We start from the raw sequence: 18,561 nt of genomic DNA, 5'->3' as shown, positions 1-18,561 counted from the left end.
ATAAAAAATAAACGAATTTTCAGATTGTTATATTAAGATTTAAACTTCAGTTCATAAAATAAGTCCAGTCTTTATTTATAATTCCTGCATTACTAAATAAGTAGTATAAGCAAGGTAGGCCACTAATAGAATTAAAGCTTCCCAGCGATCCAGTCTTCTTCTCTTACCGGTAAACATAGCTAAAAGTAGAAATAATGTTCCACCGGCCAGGATATAAAGGTCCTGGTTGAAATTTAAATTGAAATTAATTGGATTTATAATTGATGCTGCAGATAGAATAAGGAAAATATTAAAGATGTTAGAACCAATAATATTACCCACAGCAATGTCGGCATTCTTTTTGGCCGCAGCTACCACCGAGGTGGCCAGTTCGGGCAGGGAAGTTCCCGCAGCCACGACAGTAAGACCAATAATTTTTTGACTAATTCCCATACTTTCGGCAATTTCTATTGCATTATTTACTACCAGTTGGCCCCCTAAAACCAGACCCGCGAGGCCGCCAATAATAAAAATGGTAGTTTTTAAAGGAGACAGGAGTTTGATGTTATCTTCTTCTACCACATCGTCATTTTTGAGTTGTTTGTACACATAAAATAGAAATGCCAGGAAACAGAATAGTAGAATAAATCCGTCTAAAGTACTTAGTATACTGGGTTGATCGGGAGAAATAACCTGATCGTTTACCATCATAAAAAGAATTACTACCGCTATAAGTGAAATAGGAATTTCCTTCCACGCAGTACTGGATTGTACTGCCAGCGGAGTAATAAGCCCTGTAATTCCCAGGATAATAAACAGGTTGAAATTATTACTACCTATCACATTTCCAAAAACGATATCTGAATACCCATCGGCAGCGGCAAAGGTGTTCACCACCAACTCTGGTGCAGAAGTTCCAAAAGCTACAATGGTTAAACCAATAGCAAGGTTAGAAATATTAAATTTTTTGGCCAGGGCAGAAGCACCTTCAACCATATAATTGGCTCCAAAAATTAGGACTACCAGTCCTAAAACAAGTAAAATTGCAGGTAATATCATTATTCGTTAATTTCATTTAATAAAACCGGTTTTCCTAAGCCAAGCTCTTCCAGTTTTTCCATCTGTGTTTCGGCATCTCCAACGATTAAAAAGTACATTTTTTCGGGGTTTATATATTTTTCAGCCAATTCTCTTATATCTAAAACGGTAAGCTCATTTACCATTTTCTCCCGCTGCTTAATGTAATTATACTCACGGCCAAAAGTGCTAATTTCACTAAGCATATCCAGTTTTGAATTTAAAGTTTCAAACTTCCTGGCGTTGCTTTTAATCATAAAGCCACGGGTGACTTCCATATCTTCCCCGTCAAAATTATGCGGATAATTTTCTATAATTTCTTTAATAAGTTTTACCGCATCAAAAGTAATATTACTGCGAACGCCGCTGGAAATTAGAAATAAACCTTGATTTTTTCCTGCATTAAATCCAGAGCGAATTCCGTAGGTGTAGCCTTTGCCTTCCCGTAATTCCTGGGTGAGCTGCGAGGCAAATCCGCCGCCGCCTAAACGATAATTCATAACTTCGGCTGCATAAAAATCATCATCGGTAGCGGCCAGGGCAGGAGCACCAAAGCGTAAAACCGATTGCTTGGCGCCCGGAACATCGTAAAAATAAATTTGAGATTCCTGTGGGAGTTCAAGCTGAGCAACTTCTGGCATTTTAACCGATTTTGGTGGCCAGGCTACCGAAAGCGCCCGAATACCTTTTACCGCATCTTCTTTTTCTATTGCGCCCACTACGTGAAAAACACTGCGTTTAGGACTAAGATTTGCTGAATAATAATCTTTAAGATCTTCCAGGGTGATATTATTTACCGAAGATTCGGTACCTAAATTATTATGTCCTAAAATATGGTTTTCGCCATAAATTAGCTTCCTAAATTCGTTATTGGCAACACTATTTGGATCGGCTTTTTGTTGCTGAATTCTGCTAAGCGCTTGCTGTTTTACCAGTTTGAATTCGGTAGAATCCCAGCGAGGTTCCAATAATATTTCCTGAACCAAATCTATGGTTTTAGCATAATTTTTTGCGAGTGTGCTGCCACTTAAAACAATTTTTTCATCTTCCGCATTTACATTAATATCGGCTCCTAATAATTGAATGGCTTCTTCCAGTTCTTCGGGAGTCTTATTTTTAGTTCCTTTGGTCATTAAATTAGCCAAAAGATTAGAAACGCCTACTTTATTAGGGCTTTCCAGTAATAATCCGCCTTGCATCTCCAGGCTAAATTTTACCAGTGGAACTTCATTATTAGTGATTCCATAAACCTTAAGCCCGGAAGGAAGTATATTTTCCCAAATTTTTGGGACTGTCAATTCAGGTGCGCTGCTATATGGAGGTTCTACACTTCGGTCAAAACTGGAAGGAGTTTTTTGGTAAGAAGCGTCTGCAGATGCATTCACTTCTTCTTCAGCATTTTCAACTATTTTTTCTTCTATAACTTCAGCTTCTTCAGAATTTTCTAAAGCAAGTGCCACCTGCGCTTGCGGAACAAAACTTGTAGCGACAAAATGTTTTCCTTTTATATATTTTTCATAAACACGTTTTACATCTTCCGGCGTAACCGCAAGTATTTTTTCTACATCTTTATTAATATAATTCGGATCGTTTGCAAAAATCTGATATTGTGCCAGCTGAAATCCTTTGCCTAAAACACTGGCCAGGCTATTATAGAAGTCGGTTTCCTGTTGTGCTTTAATTCGTCTTAGATCCCGCTCGGGAATACCTTTGGCTTCAAAATTTTTAAAGGTTTCAAAAACCGCGCTTTCTACGGAATCTAAATCAACTTCATTATAAGCGGTAACCTGCAGCATTAGTTGTCCCGCTAATTCTGAAGTGTAATCATACATTCTAACCCGATCTGTAAGTTCTTTTTCTGATACCAGGTTTTGATACAACGGCGCGTTTTTTCCCTCGCTTAAATATTTTGCCAGCACTTCTAAAGCATAGGTGTCTTCGTGGTAGGAATATACGGCCGGCCACGCGATAGTTAGTTGGGGAAGCCGCGCAAAATTATCTTGGTAATAGAGTTTTTTAGTTTCGGAAAGTGCTACCAATTGCTTTTCTTCTCGTTCAATTTTGGGACCACGCGGTATTCCATCAAAATATTTGTGAATCCATTCTTTGGCTTGCTCCTTATCAAAATCGCCAGCAATACTTAAGGTTACATTATTGGGGACATACCAATTGTTATAAAACTCCTTTACATCCTGAAGCGTAGCATTTTGAAGATCTTCTAACGAGCCAATTACCTGCCAGTTATATGGATGATCCTCAGGATATAAATTCTTATCTATCACATACATAGTATGGCCATAAGGGCGGTTATCCACCCCCTGTCTTTTTTCGTTTTTTACTACCTGTTTTTCTTTTGCAAGCACGGGTTCTGTAACCGTGTTGATAAAATAACCAAGTTTATCGGCTTCAGCCCAGATCATTTTTTCCAAAGCGTCTTTTGGTACGGTTTGAAAATAATTGGTGCGATCCCGGCTGGTAGAACCATTGGCACCAGAGCCTCCAATTCTCGCGCTTAGTTTATCAAGGCCACCTTTTCCAAGATTTTCAGATTCTAAAAAAAGTAAATGCTCAAAAAGATGGGCAAAACCGGTTCGGCCTTCTTTTTCACGGGCAGAACCTACGTGTGCGGTTAATGCTACCGCTACAACGGGATCTGATTTATCTACGTGAAAAATAACGTTTAAGCCATTTTCTAAGGTGTATGTTTCAAAATCTACATTAAAATCAGTTGGTTCCTGGGATTGGATATTTTGAGAAATTGCAAAGCTGCAAAGCAGTAAAAGTATAATTCTGAATTTCATTAAGTTCAATTTTAGCAAACCAAAATTAGTGTTTATTTCGATTGTTTCAGAATAAATCATTGGAGTCCTAAATATAAAAAGCCACGAATACACGAATATTAGGTTTTGTTATTGCGAGACCTGTTTAGCGTTTGTTGTTTACTTTAAATTTTAAGCTTAAAAACCCTCAAATGAGCGTAGAATAAATTAGTGAATTTGTGGTAAGAGAAAGAGTTTCGTTAAGAAAAATACCTGCGAGGTTAAAAGAAACCTCGCAGGATAATTCAATAAAATTATTCGTGCATTCGTGGCAAAAGAATTCTAATCTTTTAAAGTCTGAATTTATTATTATTTACCAAAAAAACTGAATTTGCGAAGAACAATTTCCCGTTCTCCCAGAATGCCCGGAATAATGGATTATCTACCATATAAATAACACTTCCGCTTCCCATTCTTTCTTCACCAAATACAAGTGAATTTTTAAGATTTTTAATAGCAGAATTCCCTGCAAAGCCTGCTACGATTTCCGGTTTTTGAATAAAGGCAACGTTGTAACCTTCATCGAGTAATTTATAGCTATCGCTGCTTAATTTTAAACTCAAATAGGTGTCGCTGTAGCCAAAAGCCATTGGGTGGGTATTGTCCAATTTGGTTTTTACAATGCTTCCCGTGATCATATTTTTTGCGCTTTCCCGCTCTCTTTGTGCATACGGAATTAAATTCCCTGTAGCCGTAGAATCTTTGGTTTCCGACTTGTTTTCTTTAAGATTAAAACCATCTTTCCCAGCAAAAATGCCTACAGCATGACCAATGGCAATAAGTTTTCCGCCATTGCTTACCCAGTCTTTTACCTTCTTCAAGGTATCTTCATCTAAAACACTGGAATAATTACCTTCCGGCATTATTAGGACATCAAATTGAGGCAGGTCTATATTCTCAAAATAATCGGTATTTAAAGAGGTGAGAGGATAATTAAGATCCTGTTCGAAAAAGTACCAAATCTCGCCATAATTTAAAGAAGAAGTGCCTTCGCCTTTTAAAACAGCAACTTTTGGCGGATTGATAAGTTTCACTTCCGGAGAGCCAAAATCGGGTCCGCTACCGGCAAAACTGGTGTTTGCCGCGATAAGTTGTCGTTGATGTTTATTTGCGATTTCAACTACAGTTTTGTCAAAATCTTCTTTGGTCTTATTATCACTTTTTGTGATGATTAAACTTCCATGATCAAATTTCTTTCCTTCACTGGTAAAAGGAATTTCCGTAAAACGCACTTTAATATTTTCCTTTAGCAATTCGGCTAAAAATTGGGCATCCTGCATGGCGTTCCATTTTGTAACATAACCAGCTCCCGATGGATTTGCCGTATTTTTTCTTTCGGTATTTGTAGAATTTGTTTCTGAAGAAACTTCGCGTGTGCTCGCTACTGCTTCTAAACCGTAGGCGTAGGGCAAGCTCCAGGCAGTAATATCGTAAGTAAGGGAATCGGTTAGGGTAGTGGAAGGCTCAAAAAGCACGTTCACCATCTTACCTTTTGGCTGATTTGTATTGATCACCAGGGTGTTTTTATCAGCATTGAATCTGCCTGTTTTTCCTTCTGTATAATTAAATCCGTTTAGCCTTCCAGAAGCTGCTTTTTGATATTGTATTTCGTGCTTATCGAGCAATTCTTTTAGCGAAGCGATCTTATCAGGATTTCCTTTTACTGCGTAAGATTTGTATTCCAGCTCTGTATTATCAAAATATTTCTTGAATTCAGTATTTAAAGCATCGATATTTTTAGTAGCAACCTCAATAGTTGACAACCCGGTGGTGTGATGGTGCGCTACACGGTCTTTTAAAGTGAGTTCGTAACCTTCATCGGTATTAATTCCCAATCCGGCACGTCCGTGACCAGCTTGCTCGTAGGTCATTCCAATCGCTCCCATATAGGTTGGATAAGTATCACCATAACTTGGGTATAGCAAATCAAATCGTTCTTTGGTAAAAAATAACCAGCCTTCTTTATCAAAATATTGGGCGTGGTTTTTTCCTATTTCGGTTTGAAATTCCCTTTGGAAAGGGGTGATAATTTCGTGAAAAGGCTCTGCCGCGGGAGCAAAATAATAAGGCTCATTAATGCCCTGTTCGTGAAAATCTACGTGAATATGTGGCATCCACTGGTTATAGATTTTAAGTCTTTGCTGCGTTTCAACCTGCGTGGCCCAGGCCCAGTCGCGGTTAAGATCGAATAAATAATGGTTTGGTCTCCCGCCCGGCCAGGGTTCGTGGTGTTCGGCTGCTGCTTGCAATGGGCTGTAGGGCTCAGCTTTTACCTGGTTGTACCAGTTTACGTATCTATCTCGCCCATCAGGATTTACGTTGGGGTCTATAATTACCACGGTATTTTCCAGCCAATCCTGTTTTTCGATGATCAAGGCATATAAAGTTTTCATCGCAGCTTCGGTACTGGAAGCTTCATTGCCGTGCACATTATAACTTAACCAAACAATGGCTTTATCGGCTTCTCCATCAGTTTCAGAAATTCCGGTGTTTGCAAGATGCTTGTTTCTAATCTCTTCCAGGTTTTGCAAATTTTCTTCCGAAGAAATTACCGCATAAGTAAGTGGGCGCCTTTCGTTGGTTTTTCCGTAAGTATGGTATTGTACCAGCGGAGAATTTTTAGCTACCTGTTCAAAATAATTTACCACATCGGCGTGGCGGGAGAATTGTTCGCCAATCTCGTAGCCTAGAAATTCTTCCGGACTTTGTAATTGCGCATTGGTTTGTAAACCTAAAAAAAGAAAGACGACAGCGAGTAAAGTTGATTTCATTAATTGATTTTAAATGTTGAATGCCTTTGTAAACCACCTCGGGTTTCTAGATAAGCGATTAAATCTTGTTTTCGTCAAGCTGAACTTGTTTCAGCTTCTAGCATGTTTCATATTAATTAGATCTTAGATCCTGAAATAAATTCAGGATGACGGCTTTAAGCAAAATCAAAAATGCCTACCACAAATAATCGAGTAAAAACAGTATCTAACGCCAAATTAACTAAAAATTAGCGAATAAAATTCTTAACTTCGGTATCTTTACCATCCAAAAAATTGCTAATGCCAACCGAGTGTATTCCGTACAAAGAAACCAATTATTTTACCGAGCTTATTTTAGATTATCTCGTTGAAAAAGAGGAGTTAAAAACTTTCTATAATCGCTTTCCAAACCTGGAAAATTTTAAAGCGCAAATAGAAGAAAAGTCATCTTTTCCGATAAAAACGCGAGAAATTCTGGTAAAAGCTTTAAAAGAGCAATATTCCGGATTGGAAATTTCAGAAGCCACTCAAAGAAATATTGATGCGCTGGCAGAAGAAAAAACCTTTACCGTAGTAACCGGGCATCAACTTAATTTATTTACCGGTCCGCTTTATTTTTTATATAAAATTGTTTCTACAATTAATCTTACCCGAAAATTAAAAGAAAAATATCCTGAAAATAATCTCGTGCCGGTGTATTGGATGGCCACCGAAGATCACGATTTTGAGGAGATCAATTTCTTTAATTTAAACGGGAAAAAGTTTCAGTGGGCCAATGCGCCAAAAAATGCCGAAAATGATGCCGTAGGAAATTTATCTACCGATGGCCTCGAGGATGTTTTTAAACTTTTTTCAGCTGAAATTGGTGGGGGGAAAGATGCCGATTATTTAAAGGAACTATTTAAAAAAGCTTACCTGCAGCACGATAATCTTGCCGAGGCAACTTTATATCTCGCCAATGAACTTTTTAAGCAAGAAGGTTTGGTGATACTGGATGCGCAGCGAAAAGAACTCAAAAAGCTTTTTATCCCTTATGCCAAAAATGAACTTTTAGAACAAATTTCGCATAAAACTACCACGAAAACTGCCGAAAAACTGAATGATCTTGGATATAATGTTCAGGTGAATCCAAGGGAAATCAACCTGTTTTATTTGAATAATGGTTTACGGGAAAGAATTATTGAAAAAGATGGCGAATATTTTGTGCACGAAACCGAAATACAATGGCGCAAGAATGAAATTTTAAAGGAATTAAAGGAATTTCCGGAAAAATTTAGTCCAAATGTAATGCTTCGTCCTTTATACCAGGAAGTGATTTTACCCAACCTTTGTTATATAGGCGGTGGCGGTGAGATCGCGTACTGGCTGGAATTAAAAGAATATTTTGAGGCCGAAAATGTTGTTTTTCCGGTTTTATTGCTTCGGAATTCGGCTTTAATCCAATCAGCAAAACTGGATGAAAAGCGAAAGAAATTAAATATTTCAAACAAAGAATTATTTCTAAAACAGCACGAACTTATCAATAGAAAAGTGCGACAAATTTCAAATATAGATATTGATTTTTCTGAACAGAAAGAACATTTGGTGGCGCAATTTCAGGAGATGTATAATTTGGCAGAGAAAACCGATAAATCTTTTCTTGGCGCGGTAAAAGCCCAGGAAGTAAAACAATTAAAAGGCCTCGATAATCTCGAAAAACGTCTTTTAAAAGCACAAAAACGAAAACTGGAAGATGAGGTAAGTAGAATTACAGAGCTTCAGAATGAGCTCTTTCCGAATAAAGGTTTACAGGAACGCCAGACCAATTTTTCGGAAATTTATGCCGAATACGGTTCCGAATTGATTTCAGTATTATTAAAAGAATTAGACCCGCTACAAGCGGAATTTAAAATTTTGACTTTTGGAAAAGAATAAAATGCATACCATAGATATGGACCTGGTAGAAATGACGCTAGACGTTATGAAATATGCCATAGACCGTATCTCTAACATTACTCCCGAAATGGGAGCACCCAAAAAAGAAGAAGAATTATTTAGAATTGTTGGTGAGACCGTTACCCCGGAAGGGATTGGTGGCGAAAACGCTTTTCAGCTTTTTCGTGATGTTTTGGTGAAAGCCACGGTGCCAATAGATCATCCAAGGCATTTGGCCTTTGTACCCGCAGCACCAACCCGGGCAGCAATTATGTTCGATTTAGTGACCTCGGCTTCCAGTATTCACGGTGCGTACTGGATGGAAGGTGCCGGCGGAATTTTTTGTGAAAACCAGGCAATGAAATGGTTGGTTTCACTTACCGGATTGCCCGAAGGTGCTTTTGGCGTTTTTACCAGTGGTGGCACAGCGGCAAATCTTTCGGCTATGGTGGCCGCAAGAGAAGCCTGGCGTGACCGCGATAGCCAGAATGTAGGAAAAAAAGCTTTGATGCTCACGTCTCACGGGGCGCATAGTTCTATTCAGGCTATGGCAAAAGTGATTGATGCCGATGTGGTGATGATAGATTGTGAAGAAGAAAATCTTACCGGTCGCGAACTACAGAATGGGATTAATGAATTGGAGGAAAAAGACCGAAATCGTCTTTTTGCCGTGGTAGCTACAGGTGGAACTACAAATGCGGGTATTATAGATCAATTAGATACCATTGCTGATGTTTGTGAAAAAGAAAATGTATGGTTTCACGTAGACTGCGCATACGGTGGCGGTGCTTTGGCAGCTCCTTCGGTTAGGCATTTATTTAATGGAGTTGAGCGAGCCGATAGTATTACCATAGATCCGCATAAGTGGTTATTTTCTCCTTACGATTGTGGAGCGGTTATATATAAAGACCTGGAATTGGCGAAAAATGCGCATTCCCAGAAAGGTGCCTACCTGGAAATTTTTAAAGATGAAGGAGCCCAGGGTTTCAACCCGGCCGATTATCAAATTCAGTTAACAAGAAGAATTAGAGGAATGCCTCTTTGGTTTTCTTTAGCGATGCACGGTACCAATAAATACCGTCAGGCCATTGAAACCGGAATTGAACTTGCTAAAAAAGCAGCTAAAAAGATTGAAGAACGGGATAATTTGGAGTTAGTAAGACCGGCTAGTTTATCGGTGGTTTTATTCCGAAGAAAAGGATGGAGCCCTGAAGAATATAAAGACTGGACGTATAAGAATCATCGGGAAGGCCTGGCGTTAGTAACGCCAACTACCTGGAAAAAGGAAACCGTAGTTCGTTTTTGTTTTATCAATCCTGATACTACTGAAGAAGATATTGATATGATTTTGGATACTATGAATTAGAATTTATTAGGTTCTTTATAACGTCATCCTGAATTTATTTCAGGATATAGGTTTTGGATAAAAAATCTGTTAGAATTCCGAAGTAAAATCGGGATAAAGTCTGAAACAGGTTAGCATTGGCGTATTTTTAAAATGCTTGTATCTAGGCTTATTATCTACTATAATCTAAATCGAAATCTGCCTGATTTGGAAGGCTCTTCTTTCATTTTTTGCTCGCCCAACAAACGAAACAAAAAAAGGCGTCCTATGTGGAGGTGTTTTTTTGGCTTCAAGGCCAAAAAATCGCAAATCAGCAGCTAAATTTTTTCCAAGGCTTCAAAAATTATTTACGCTGCTGATTTGCTACACTTACACACGGAAATTACAACTCGCTAAGCTCGTCGAACCTCAATTTCCTACAAGCTAAATACTTTTTTATCACGCGTCTTAGCTTGACGGGGGTTACCATTTTTAATAACAACTTTTTTAATCAATCTCATAATTTAACCGCATCGTAATAGATGCGGTTTTTTTCTTATCGCCTGTATTATAAGCGCCACTCCAGCTATAATCTTCCCCACTATTTTGACCGGTGATTTGGAAAACGCCCATATTGGCATTTTTAAGTTCACCTAAACTACCCCCGCTATTTTCGGCAATTCGTTCTGCTCTTAAGCGGGCATCTTCAGTAGCTTTAGAGATCATTTCAATTTTAAGATCGGCGAGTTTGGTATAATAATATCTAGGTGGTGTAGAATTAAACTGAACACCTTTGTTAAGAAGTTCAGTGATTTCACGAGAAACTTCTTCTACAAGTTCCACATCTGCAGATTCAATTTTTACATTCTGGGTAAGCTGGTAGCCCTGGAAGATGCTGCCCACATAATTTCCATTCTGGTATTGATTTTCACGCTGCTCTGATGTTTGCACCGAATTAAAAACAATATTATCTTCTTTAATTCCTTTTTCTATTAGGTAGGTTCTTACCGTTTCTTTATCAGAATTCAAATCGTTGTACGCTGCTTCTAGATTGGGGCTCATTCGGCTAAAACTACCTTCCCAAACAATAAGGTCTGAGGTGAAATTTTCGCTTCCGGAACCGGTTACCGAAATAACTCCATCGGGATTTGCCCTGCTCACATAAGATTCTCCCAGGAACCAGGCAGCAATCACAATTGCAATAGCAAAAATTATAGCACTTATATATTTCATTTTTGATAAAATTTTATTCAGAATAAAGATAGAAAATAAACCCGCTGGTTATTTTATTTTTGGCTCAAATTCTTACTTTTGCCTATGCAAAAAAACGTACTCATTTTAGACTTCGGCTCGCAGTACACGCAACTGATTGCAAGGCGTGTGAGAGAACTCAATATTTACTGCGAAATTGTTCCATTCAACAAAATTCCAGACGATATTTCAAGCTTTAAAGCGGTAATCCTTTCGGGGAGTCCGTTTTCTGTACGGGGAGAAGATGCTCCGCATCCAGATCTCTCTAAGATTCGTGGGAAACTACCAATCCTGGCAGTATGTTATGGAGCGCAGTATTTTGCCCATTTCCATGGAGGAAAAGTAGAGGCTTCAGAGACGAGGGAATATGGAAGAGCAAATCTTTCGGTAATAAAAGATGGCGAAACCTTGTTTGACGGGATTATGGAAAATTCCCAGGTTTGGATGAGCCATAGTGATACCATAAAAGAATTGCCGGCCAACAGTGTGAGAATTGCCAGTACTACAGATGTTCTTAATGCAGCTTACCGAATTGAAGGCGAACAAACTTTTGGAATACAATTTCATCCTGAAGTTTATCATTCTACCGACGGAAAGCAATTGCTGGAAAACTTTTTAGTGAAAATTGCCGATGTAGCGCAAACCTGGACACCGGGTAAATTTGTTGATCTAACGGTTTCAGAATTAAAGGAAAAAATAGGAGACGATAAAGTAGTCTTAGGTTTAAGCGGTGGCGTAGATTCTAGTGTTGCTGCGGTTTTATTGCATAAAGCTATTGGGAAAAACCTTTATTGCATCTTTGTAAATAACGGTTTGCTTCGTAAAGGAGAATTTGAAAGCGTTTTAGACCAGTATAAAGATATGGGGCTAAATGTAAAGGGAGTTGATGCTTCGGCACGATTTCTGGATGCCCTTTCAGGAGTAAGTGATCCCGAAGAAAAACGAAAAGCTATTGGAAATGCGTTTATTGAAGTTTTTGATGACGAAGCGCACAAAATAAAAGACGTAACCTGGCTAGCACAGGGAACTATATATCCCGATGTTATTGAATCGGTTTCGGTAAACGGAGGTCCTTCCGCAACCATAAAGTCGCACCATAATGTTGGTGGATTGCCAGATTTTATGAAACTAAAGATCGTTGAGCCTTTAAAAATGCTTTTTAAAGATGAAGTGCGAAGAGTAGGCGCCGAAATGGGAATTGATGATGAACTGTTAGGCAGACATCCATTTCCGGGTCCGGGACTTGCTATTAGAATTCTGGGAGATATTACCGCTGAAAAAGTTCGTATTTTGCAGGAAGTAGATCATATCTTTATCCAGGGATTAAGAGACTGGATGTTGTATGATAAAGTATGGCAGGCTGGCGCTATTTTGCTACCAGTAAGCTCTGTTGGAGTTATGGGAGATGAGCGTACTTATGAGAAAGTAGTAGCCTTAAGAGCCGTAGAATCTACTGATGGAATGACGGCAGACTGGGTGAATTTACCTTACGAATTTTTGCAAAAAACCTCGAATACTATAATAAATCGGGTTAAAGGCGTTAATAGAGTAGTGTATGATATAAGCTCAAAACCACCGGCTACTATAGAATGGGAATAAAATTTGAGCTTAATTAAACTCTCTTTGAGAGATTAAACCAATAAATATGAAATACCTTTTAATAGTTTGTTTTTTATTTCAGCTGTCTACTCTTTCGGCGTCAGCCCAGGAATTTAAATACCATACGGTAGAAGCCGGGGAAACTGTTTACAGCATCGCTAAAGCCTACAATATTTCAGAAGAAGCGATCTATAAATACAATCCCGATGCTAAAGGCAATCTAGAGGTATCTTCAAAATTAGTGATTCCATTAAGTCAACAGGAAAAAGAAGTTTCGGCTGAGACTGAGGATATTCAGTTTATCAGCCATACAGTAAAGCGAAAAGAAACTTTATATAGACTTTCCAAGGATTATAACGTTGAAATTGATGAGATTAAAAGGTTTAATAAGCACCTTTATTCAGAAGAATTACAGCGTGGTGAAGAGATCTCAATTCCGCAGCGAAAAAAAGCTTCAGGGAATACCGAATTAGCTTCTTCCAGAGAGCTTGATATTCCTAAAGCTGTTAATCAAGAAATTTCAGAAACTCGTGAGCACGTAGTTTTACCAAAGGAAACCAAATACGGGATAGCTCGTAAATATGGGATTACGGTAAAAGAACTGGAAGAATTAAACCCAAAAGTAGATGTGTTAAAGCCCGGTGTTATGATACGCGTAGGTACCGATGTTTTAAACGAACCGGTAATTCTAACCGATGAGGTTTTTGAATTTTATGAAGTAAAACCTAAAGAAACTTTATTCGGACTTTCAAGAAAGTTTGATGTTCCGCAGGATTCGCTAATTTCTTTAAACCCGGCTTTAGAAGATGGTTTGAAAATAGGAATGGTTTTAAAAGTACCCAATACCGGTGCAGGAGAAGGAAATCTTGAAGAAGGCGAAACCGAAGAATTAGCCAGTGATACCGAAGGTACAGATGCAGGGAAAAGGTTAGATTTAACTAATAACCTAAGCAATTTTGACACGAAACAACTGGTAGTCTTTTTGCCCTATAATTTGAATCAAATAGACCAGGATTCTATTGCTAATTATAAAGACGCGATTTTAGAAGATCGGGTTTTACGTATTTCCCTGGATTTTTACAGTGGTGTACTTATGGCGGTGGAAGAGGCGAAAAGCCTTGGAATTTCTACCCAACTTAAAACTTTTGATACTCGTAGAAGTGTGCAGGAGGTTACTAATATTATTAATAGCAATAATTTTAGTAATGTAGATGCCGTAATTGGACCATTGTTACAAAATACCATAGAGGCTACGGCTTCTAAATTAACGCAGTATAATGTTCCGGTAATAAGTCCGTTGTCCAACCGCGAGATGCGATCTTACCCAAATCTTTTTCAGTCCCGTCCAACCGATGAAATTCTGAAAAATGCGATGTTCGATTACCTGCAGAAAAATTCGGGTGGCAAAAATATAGTTATTATTGCCGATGGAGCTAAAAACCAGGTTAAGAACGAACTGACTCAAGTTTTACCAAATTCAAGAGTAATTCTTCCTTCAGCGAATTATTTAAGTGCAGAAAAAATTCAGGCTCAACTTTCAGAAACCCAGGAAAACTGGGTAATTCTTGAGTCTTCTAATGTTGGTTTGTTGAGCAGTGCAACTTCAGCATTAAACCGTTTGGCAAGAAACCACCAAATTAAATTATTTACTACAGAGAAGAATAGTGGTTACGAAGATGATAATGTAGATAATGAGCATTTAGGGCGACTTAATTTCCATTATCCTTCGGTAGACAAGGAATTTGACACTGCATCTTCAGAAGAATTTATAGAAGCTTATAAAGAGGAATTTGATATGATTCCCAATCAATATGTAATTAGAGGTTACGATCTTACTATGGATGTGCTGTTGAGATTAGCTTCTGCTGAAGATCTTTACGATTCTTTTGAAAAGTATACCGGTTTTACCGAATACCACGAGAATAAATTTCATTATACTTCAAAACGCAATGGCGGTTTCTTTAATGACGCCGTTTATATTATGAGTTTAGATGAGGAACTTAATTTAAAAGTTGTTAATGACCAGCAAAGTAATTTATACCGGGAGTTTAAGGACTGAGGCCGAACACCTTAAAAGTGGTGCTAAAATTATTACCGATGCCCCAACCGATAATCACGGTAAAGGCGAGGCGTTTTCTCCTACAGACACTGTGGCCACCGCTTTAGCGAGTTGTATGCTTACCGTTATGGGAATTAAAGCAGAAGATCTAAAACTCAATTTAAAAGGCACTACTGCTGAAGTTACTAAAACCATGGAGGCAAATCCCAGGAGAATCTCTAAAGTGGAAATTGCAATAACTTTTCCCGAAAAATATTCGGAAAAATCGAAGAAAATCCTGGAACATACTGCAAAAACCTGCCCGGTTCTACAAAGTCTTCATCCAGATATGGAGAAGCTCATTAGCTTTAATTATTTATGAAAAGCTACTGTTTCCTTCTAATTTTAATCTTCTCTGTACAGGTTTTTGCGCAGGAAAATGATAAAATAAGCTGGAATGCAGAAGAATCTTTAAGCTGGAACGATTTTAAAGCAAGTCCTAAAAAGCATCTTCCATATAAAGCGAATACCAATTCGGGCCTATCCTTCTCCTGGAATGCTACCGAAAGTAGCAGCGGAATAGAACTTAATTATGAAGTTGGCAGCAACTTTTATCCAAACCGCTCCTGGGTGAAAGAAATTGAAGAGGTAGATTATTTGCTGGCACACGAGCAATTACATTTTGATATTACCGAGTTGCACGCCAGGAAACTTAGAAAAGCGCTGAAAAATTACGAGCCCGGCCCAAAGATGAAAAAAGAATTAAACGATATTTATTCTGAAATAGAACAGCAGCGCCGGCAAATGCAAAATCGGTTTGATAAAGAAACCAACCACAGTATTAATAAGGAAGTCGAGTTTAAATGGCGTTTGTTTATAAAGCAGGAATTAGAAAAATTAAGTGAATTTTCCAGCTAAAGTGTTGAAACTTCTTTCTTCGCAGTTTCAAATTCATCCATCATTTCTTTTACAATTTCAGCGGCGGGTTTTATCTCGTTGATTAATCCTGAGATTTGGCCAATTTCAAGTTCTCCTTCTTCCAGGTCGCCTTCAAACATTCCTTTTTTAGCGCGAGCCCGACCTAAAAGTTCAATAAGTTGTTCTTTTGAAGGATTTTCAGCATATAATTTTTGAACATCTTCAAAGAATTTATTTTTCAGGAGTCTTACTGGAGCGAGTTCTTTAAGGGTTAGTTTAGTATCACCTTCCTGGGCTTTCACCACCATTTCTTTAAAATTCTGGTGCGAAGAAGCTTCGGGAGTGGCCACAAATCGGCTACCTACCTGGACTGCGTCGGCGCCTAAAACCATTGCTGCCAGCATTCCGCGGCCGGTGGCAATTCCGCCTGCGGCAATCAATGGAATATTGATTTTTTCTTTCACCATTGGAATTAAAGTAAAAGTGGTAGTTTCATCTCTACCATTATGCCCGCCGGCTTCAAAACCTTCAGCCACTACAGCATCTACGCCGGCTTCCTGAGACTTAAGGGCGAATTTCACTCCGCTAACTACGTGTACCACTTTAATTCCCTGTTTCTGTAAATGTTTGGTCCAGGTTTTAGGATTTCCAGCAGAAGTAAAAACGATTTCCACTTTTTCCTGGATAATAATTTCCATGATCTTATCAATATCCGGATAGAGTAGGGGTACGTTTACCGCAAATGGCTTATTGGTAGCATTTTTACATTTTTCAATATGTTCTTTAAGGATTTCGGGATACATAGAGCCTGCACCAATAACCCCTAATCCGCCGGCATTACTAACGGCGCTGGCAAGTTTCCAGCCGCTGGCCCAAACCATACCGGCCTGGATAATTGGATATTTTATATTAAAAAGCTGTGTGATTTTATTGTTGGGCATTGCTTAAATTTTCCTCGAATTTAAGAAATAACCCCCGAACCTAATAATTCTTCGCCCTCATACCAGGCTACAAATTGACCCTCGGTAATTGAAGCTTGAGGTTCATCAAAAATCACATACATTCCAGCCTCGGTTTGATGCAATGTTGCATCTTGTAAGGGTTGGCGATAGCGGATTCTGGCTTTTACCTTTAAAGTTTCATCAGTATTTATTGCAAGGTCTTTTCTAACCCAATGCACTTCGTCCTTATTGATAAAAAGTCCTTTTCTATAAATTCCCGGGTGATTTTTTCCCTGTCCGGTATAAATTACATTATCCACCACGTCGGTATCTATTACAAACAGTGGTTCTGGAGTTCCACCTACGGCAAGGCCTTTTCGCTGTCCTTTGGTGAAATAATGAGCGCCCTGGTGTTTTCCAACAACTTTTCCATCTGCAGTAGAATACTCATATTTTTTTGCCAGAAAATCGAGTTCTTCTTTTTTGTTGCTGAATTCAGGAATTTCAGCAGAAAATAAGTCTTTTTCGGCTTCAATTTCTATGATCTTGCCTTCTTTAGGTTGTAATTTTTGCTGAAGAAAATCTGGTAATCTTACTTTTCCTATAAAACATAATCCTTGCGAATCCTTTTTATCGGCAGTAACCAGGTTTTGTTCTGAAGCAATTTTTCTTACTTCAGATTTCTGTAATTCGCCTATGGGAAATAAGGTTTTTGAAAGCTGCTCTTGCGTTAGCTGACAAAGAAAATAAGACTGGTCTTTATTATTGTCTTTTCCGGAAAGTAATTGATAAATGGTTTCCCCGTTTTCCTGAATTTCTCCTTTTCGGCAATAGTGACCGGTAGCGACATAATCGGCACCTAATGAAAGGGCAATTTTCATAAAAACATCGAATTTGATCTCGCGGTTACAAAGAACATCGGGATTTGGCGTACGGCCACGTTCGTATTCATTGAACATATAATCAACGATACGTTCTTTATACTGTTCGCTAAGATCTACGGTTTGAAAAGGAATTCCCAGTTTATCGGCTACCATCATAGCATCATTGCTGTCATCCAGCCAGGGGCATTCGTCAGAAATAGTTACCGAATCGTCGTGCCAGTTTTTCATAAAAAGGCCAATTACATCGTAACCCTGCTGTTGCAAAAGATACGCTGACACACTGGAATCTACTCCGCCCGATAAACCTACGACTACTTTCTTTTTCATAAACCTATAATTGAAATCCTTTCTGCATAAAGTCGGAAAAGGGAGTGCAAAATTACGAAATTTTAGGAGAAAGGTTTATTGGGAAAATGTAGTAAAATAATAATGGGCAGCACAAGCCACCCATTAAATAATAATAATATTTATCGATTATTTTTCGAAGGTTAGGCTAACACCAGGTAATGAGGGGACTGAAAATATAAAGCGACTGTCTCCTGAAAATTCAACATTTCCCGTTTGTCTACCAAAGAAAGGTAAATTGAAAGTATACTGGCCATTACTATTTCTTTCCCAATCTGCCGTACTAGTTTCTGACAGACATTCACCTTCAACCTCCTCATAAACTTCGGAATTTGCCGTATTGTTGGCTTGGAAAGTAATATTAGAATTAAGATTGCATTGACTTAATTCATCATCAGAAAATTCATTTTCTAATTCAACTACATACCAGGTGCCAAGAATAGGATCACCATCTCCATTAGCATCATCATCTTCACTGCAGGAGGTTAATAGGGCAATACTAAAAAGCATTAAAAAAAGTTTCTTCATAACGTAGGTTTTTATCTTTTGTAAATATACAATTTTAAGTAAGTAATAGAATTAAGCGTAAATAAGGATTAATTATTGTATAAAATTGCTAAAACGTATTTGTTGATTTGTTTAAACAAAATATATTTTGATTAAATATTTAACTATTGTCTCAAAATAATTAACAAACATTAAACAATTAATAATGGGTTTCT

Annotated in this window: 13 protein-coding genes; 6 read left to right on the top strand and 7 right to left on the bottom strand. The window is 38.2% G+C overall.

What is annotated here, in order from left to right; genetic code table 11:
• Window positions 1–75 precede the first annotated feature (75 nt).
• From J0871_RS15040 to J0871_RS15030, 3 genes are all read right to left on the bottom strand, one after another.
• Window positions 76–1,038 (bottom strand): calcium/sodium antiporter, encoded by a 963-nt coding sequence (locus J0871_RS15040; protein ID WP_208226063.1) that lies wholly within the window; start codon window positions 1,036–1,038, stop codon window positions 76–78.
• Window positions 1,038–3,857 carry a pitrilysin family protein gene (locus J0871_RS15035; RefSeq protein WP_208226062.1) on the bottom strand — a complete coding sequence of 940 codons (2,820 nt, stop codon included), beginning with the start codon at window positions 3,855–3,857 and terminating at the stop codon, window positions 1,038–1,040. Before J0871_RS15035 ends, J0871_RS15040 begins: the two co-directional genes overlap by 1 nt.
• A gap of 308 nt (window positions 3,858–4,165) precedes the next feature.
• Window positions 4,166–6,646: a M14 family metallopeptidase gene (locus J0871_RS15030; RefSeq protein WP_208226061.1), complete on the bottom strand. Its 2,481-nt coding sequence runs from the start codon at window positions 6,644–6,646 to the stop codon at window positions 4,166–4,168.
• A gap of 279 nt (window positions 6,647–6,925) precedes the next feature.
• Between J0871_RS15030 and bshC the strand changes: the two genes are divergently transcribed.
• Entirely contained in the window at window positions 6,926–8,539 is a 1,614-nt protein-coding gene (gene bshC / locus J0871_RS15025; RefSeq protein ID WP_208226060.1) for a bacillithiol biosynthesis cysteine-adding enzyme BshC, read from the top strand.
• 1 nt (window position 8,540) lies between these two features.
• Window positions 8,541–9,905, top strand: coding sequence for an aminotransferase class V-fold PLP-dependent enzyme (locus J0871_RS15020; RefSeq protein ID WP_208226078.1), 1,365 nt, complete (start codon window positions 8,541–8,543; stop codon window positions 9,903–9,905).
• A 465-nt stretch (window positions 9,906–10,370) separates the two neighbouring features.
• On the opposite strand, the gene J0871_RS15015 is transcribed toward J0871_RS15020, so the two are convergent.
• The gene (locus tag J0871_RS15015) at window positions 10,371–11,096 is read right to left on the bottom strand and encodes an SIMPL domain-containing protein (protein WP_208226059.1); all 726 of its coding nucleotides are present in this window, start codon (window positions 11,094–11,096) and stop codon (window positions 10,371–10,373) included.
• An 84-nt stretch (window positions 11,097–11,180) separates the two neighbouring features.
• On the opposite strand from J0871_RS15015, the gene guaA reads away from it, so the two are divergent.
• From guaA to J0871_RS14995, 4 genes are read left to right on the top strand one after another with little or no spacing between them, the layout of a single operon-like run.
• Window positions 11,181–12,713, top strand: coding sequence for a glutamine-hydrolyzing GMP synthase (guaA, locus tag J0871_RS15010; protein WP_208226058.1), 1,533 nt, complete (start codon window positions 11,181–11,183; stop codon window positions 12,711–12,713).
• 46 nt (window positions 12,714–12,759) lie between these two features.
• Window positions 12,760–14,772, top strand: coding sequence for a LysM peptidoglycan-binding domain-containing protein (locus J0871_RS15005; RefSeq protein ID WP_208226057.1), 2,013 nt, complete (start codon window positions 12,760–12,762; stop codon window positions 14,770–14,772).
• Entirely contained in the window at window positions 14,732–15,133 is a 402-nt protein-coding gene (locus tag J0871_RS15000) for an OsmC family protein (RefSeq protein WP_208226056.1), read from the top strand. The genes J0871_RS15005 and J0871_RS15000 overlap by 41 nt, the downstream gene beginning before the upstream one ends.
• Complete coding sequence (locus J0871_RS14995; protein ID WP_208226055.1) at window positions 15,130–15,669, top strand: DUF922 domain-containing protein; 540 nt, start codon at window positions 15,130–15,132, stop codon at window positions 15,667–15,669. The genes J0871_RS15000 and J0871_RS14995 overlap by 4 nt, the downstream gene beginning before the upstream one ends.
• Here the strand turns inward: J0871_RS14995 and J0871_RS14990 are convergent.
• The 3 genes from J0871_RS14990 to J0871_RS14980 all read right to left on the bottom strand — a co-directional run bounded on the left by J0871_RS14990 (window position 15,666) and on the right by J0871_RS14980 (window position 18,367).
• Window positions 15,666–16,610, bottom strand: coding sequence for a nitronate monooxygenase (locus J0871_RS14990; RefSeq protein ID WP_208226054.1), 945 nt, complete (start codon window positions 16,608–16,610; stop codon window positions 15,666–15,668). The genes J0871_RS14995 and J0871_RS14990 overlap by 4 nt on opposite strands.
• Before the next feature lie 20 nt (window positions 16,611–16,630).
• Window positions 16,631–17,821 carry a tRNA 2-thiouridine(34) synthase MnmA gene (mnmA, locus tag J0871_RS14985; protein WP_208226053.1) on the bottom strand — a complete coding sequence of 397 codons (1,191 nt, stop codon included), beginning with the start codon at window positions 17,819–17,821 and terminating at the stop codon, window positions 16,631–16,633.
• 147 nt (window positions 17,822–17,968) lie between these two features.
• A complete protein-coding gene (locus J0871_RS14980; protein WP_208226052.1) occupies window positions 17,969–18,367 on the bottom strand; it encodes a lipocalin family protein in 399 nt (132 codons plus the stop codon).
• Window positions 18,368–18,561: the final 194 nt, after the last annotated feature.

This window comes from Salegentibacter sp. BDJ18 (genome assembly GCF_017579965.1).
Classification (GTDB): Bacteria; Bacteroidota; Bacteroidia; order Flavobacteriales; family Flavobacteriaceae; genus Salegentibacter.
The sequence above is the reverse complement of the archived record's forward strand: the minus strand, read 5'-3'. Positions and strand labels throughout refer to the sequence as shown.

Coding starts and splice junctions, on each gene's coding strand:
- J0871_RS15040 (WP_208226063.1), bottom strand. CDS start 1,038: ATGATATTACCTGCAATTTTACTTGTTTTAGGACTGGTAGTCCTAATT.
- J0871_RS15035 (WP_208226062.1), bottom strand. CDS start 3,857: ATGAAATTCAGAATTATACTTTTACTGCTTTGCAGCTTTGCAATTTCT.
- J0871_RS15030 (WP_208226061.1), bottom strand. CDS start 6,646: ATGAAATCAACTTTACTCGCTGTCGTCTTTCTTTTTTTAGGTTTACAA.
- bshC (WP_208226060.1), top strand. CDS start 6,926: ATGCCAACCGAGTGTATTCCGTACAAAGAAACCAATTATTTTACCGAG.
- J0871_RS15020 (WP_208226078.1), top strand. CDS start 8,541: ATGCATACCATAGATATGGACCTGGTAGAAATGACGCTAGACGTTATG.
- J0871_RS15015 (WP_208226059.1), bottom strand. CDS start 11,096: ATGAAATATATAAGTGCTATAATTTTTGCTATTGCAATTGTGATTGCT.
- guaA (WP_208226058.1), top strand. CDS start 11,181: ATGCAAAAAAACGTACTCATTTTAGACTTCGGCTCGCAGTACACGCAA.
- J0871_RS15005 (WP_208226057.1), top strand. CDS start 12,760: ATGAAATACCTTTTAATAGTTTGTTTTTTATTTCAGCTGTCTACTCTT.
- J0871_RS15000 (WP_208226056.1), top strand. CDS start 14,732: ATGACCAGCAAAGTAATTTATACCGGGAGTTTAAGGACTGAGGCCGAA.
- J0871_RS14995 (WP_208226055.1), top strand. CDS start 15,130: ATGAAAAGCTACTGTTTCCTTCTAATTTTAATCTTCTCTGTACAGGTT.
- J0871_RS14990 (WP_208226054.1), bottom strand. CDS start 16,610: ATGCCCAACAATAAAATCACACAGCTTTTTAATATAAAATATCCAATT.
- mnmA (WP_208226053.1), bottom strand. CDS start 17,821: ATGAAAAAGAAAGTAGTCGTAGGTTTATCGGGCGGAGTAGATTCCAGT.
- J0871_RS14980 (WP_208226052.1), bottom strand. CDS start 18,367: ATGAAGAAACTTTTTTTAATGCTTTTTAGTATTGCCCTATTAACCTCC.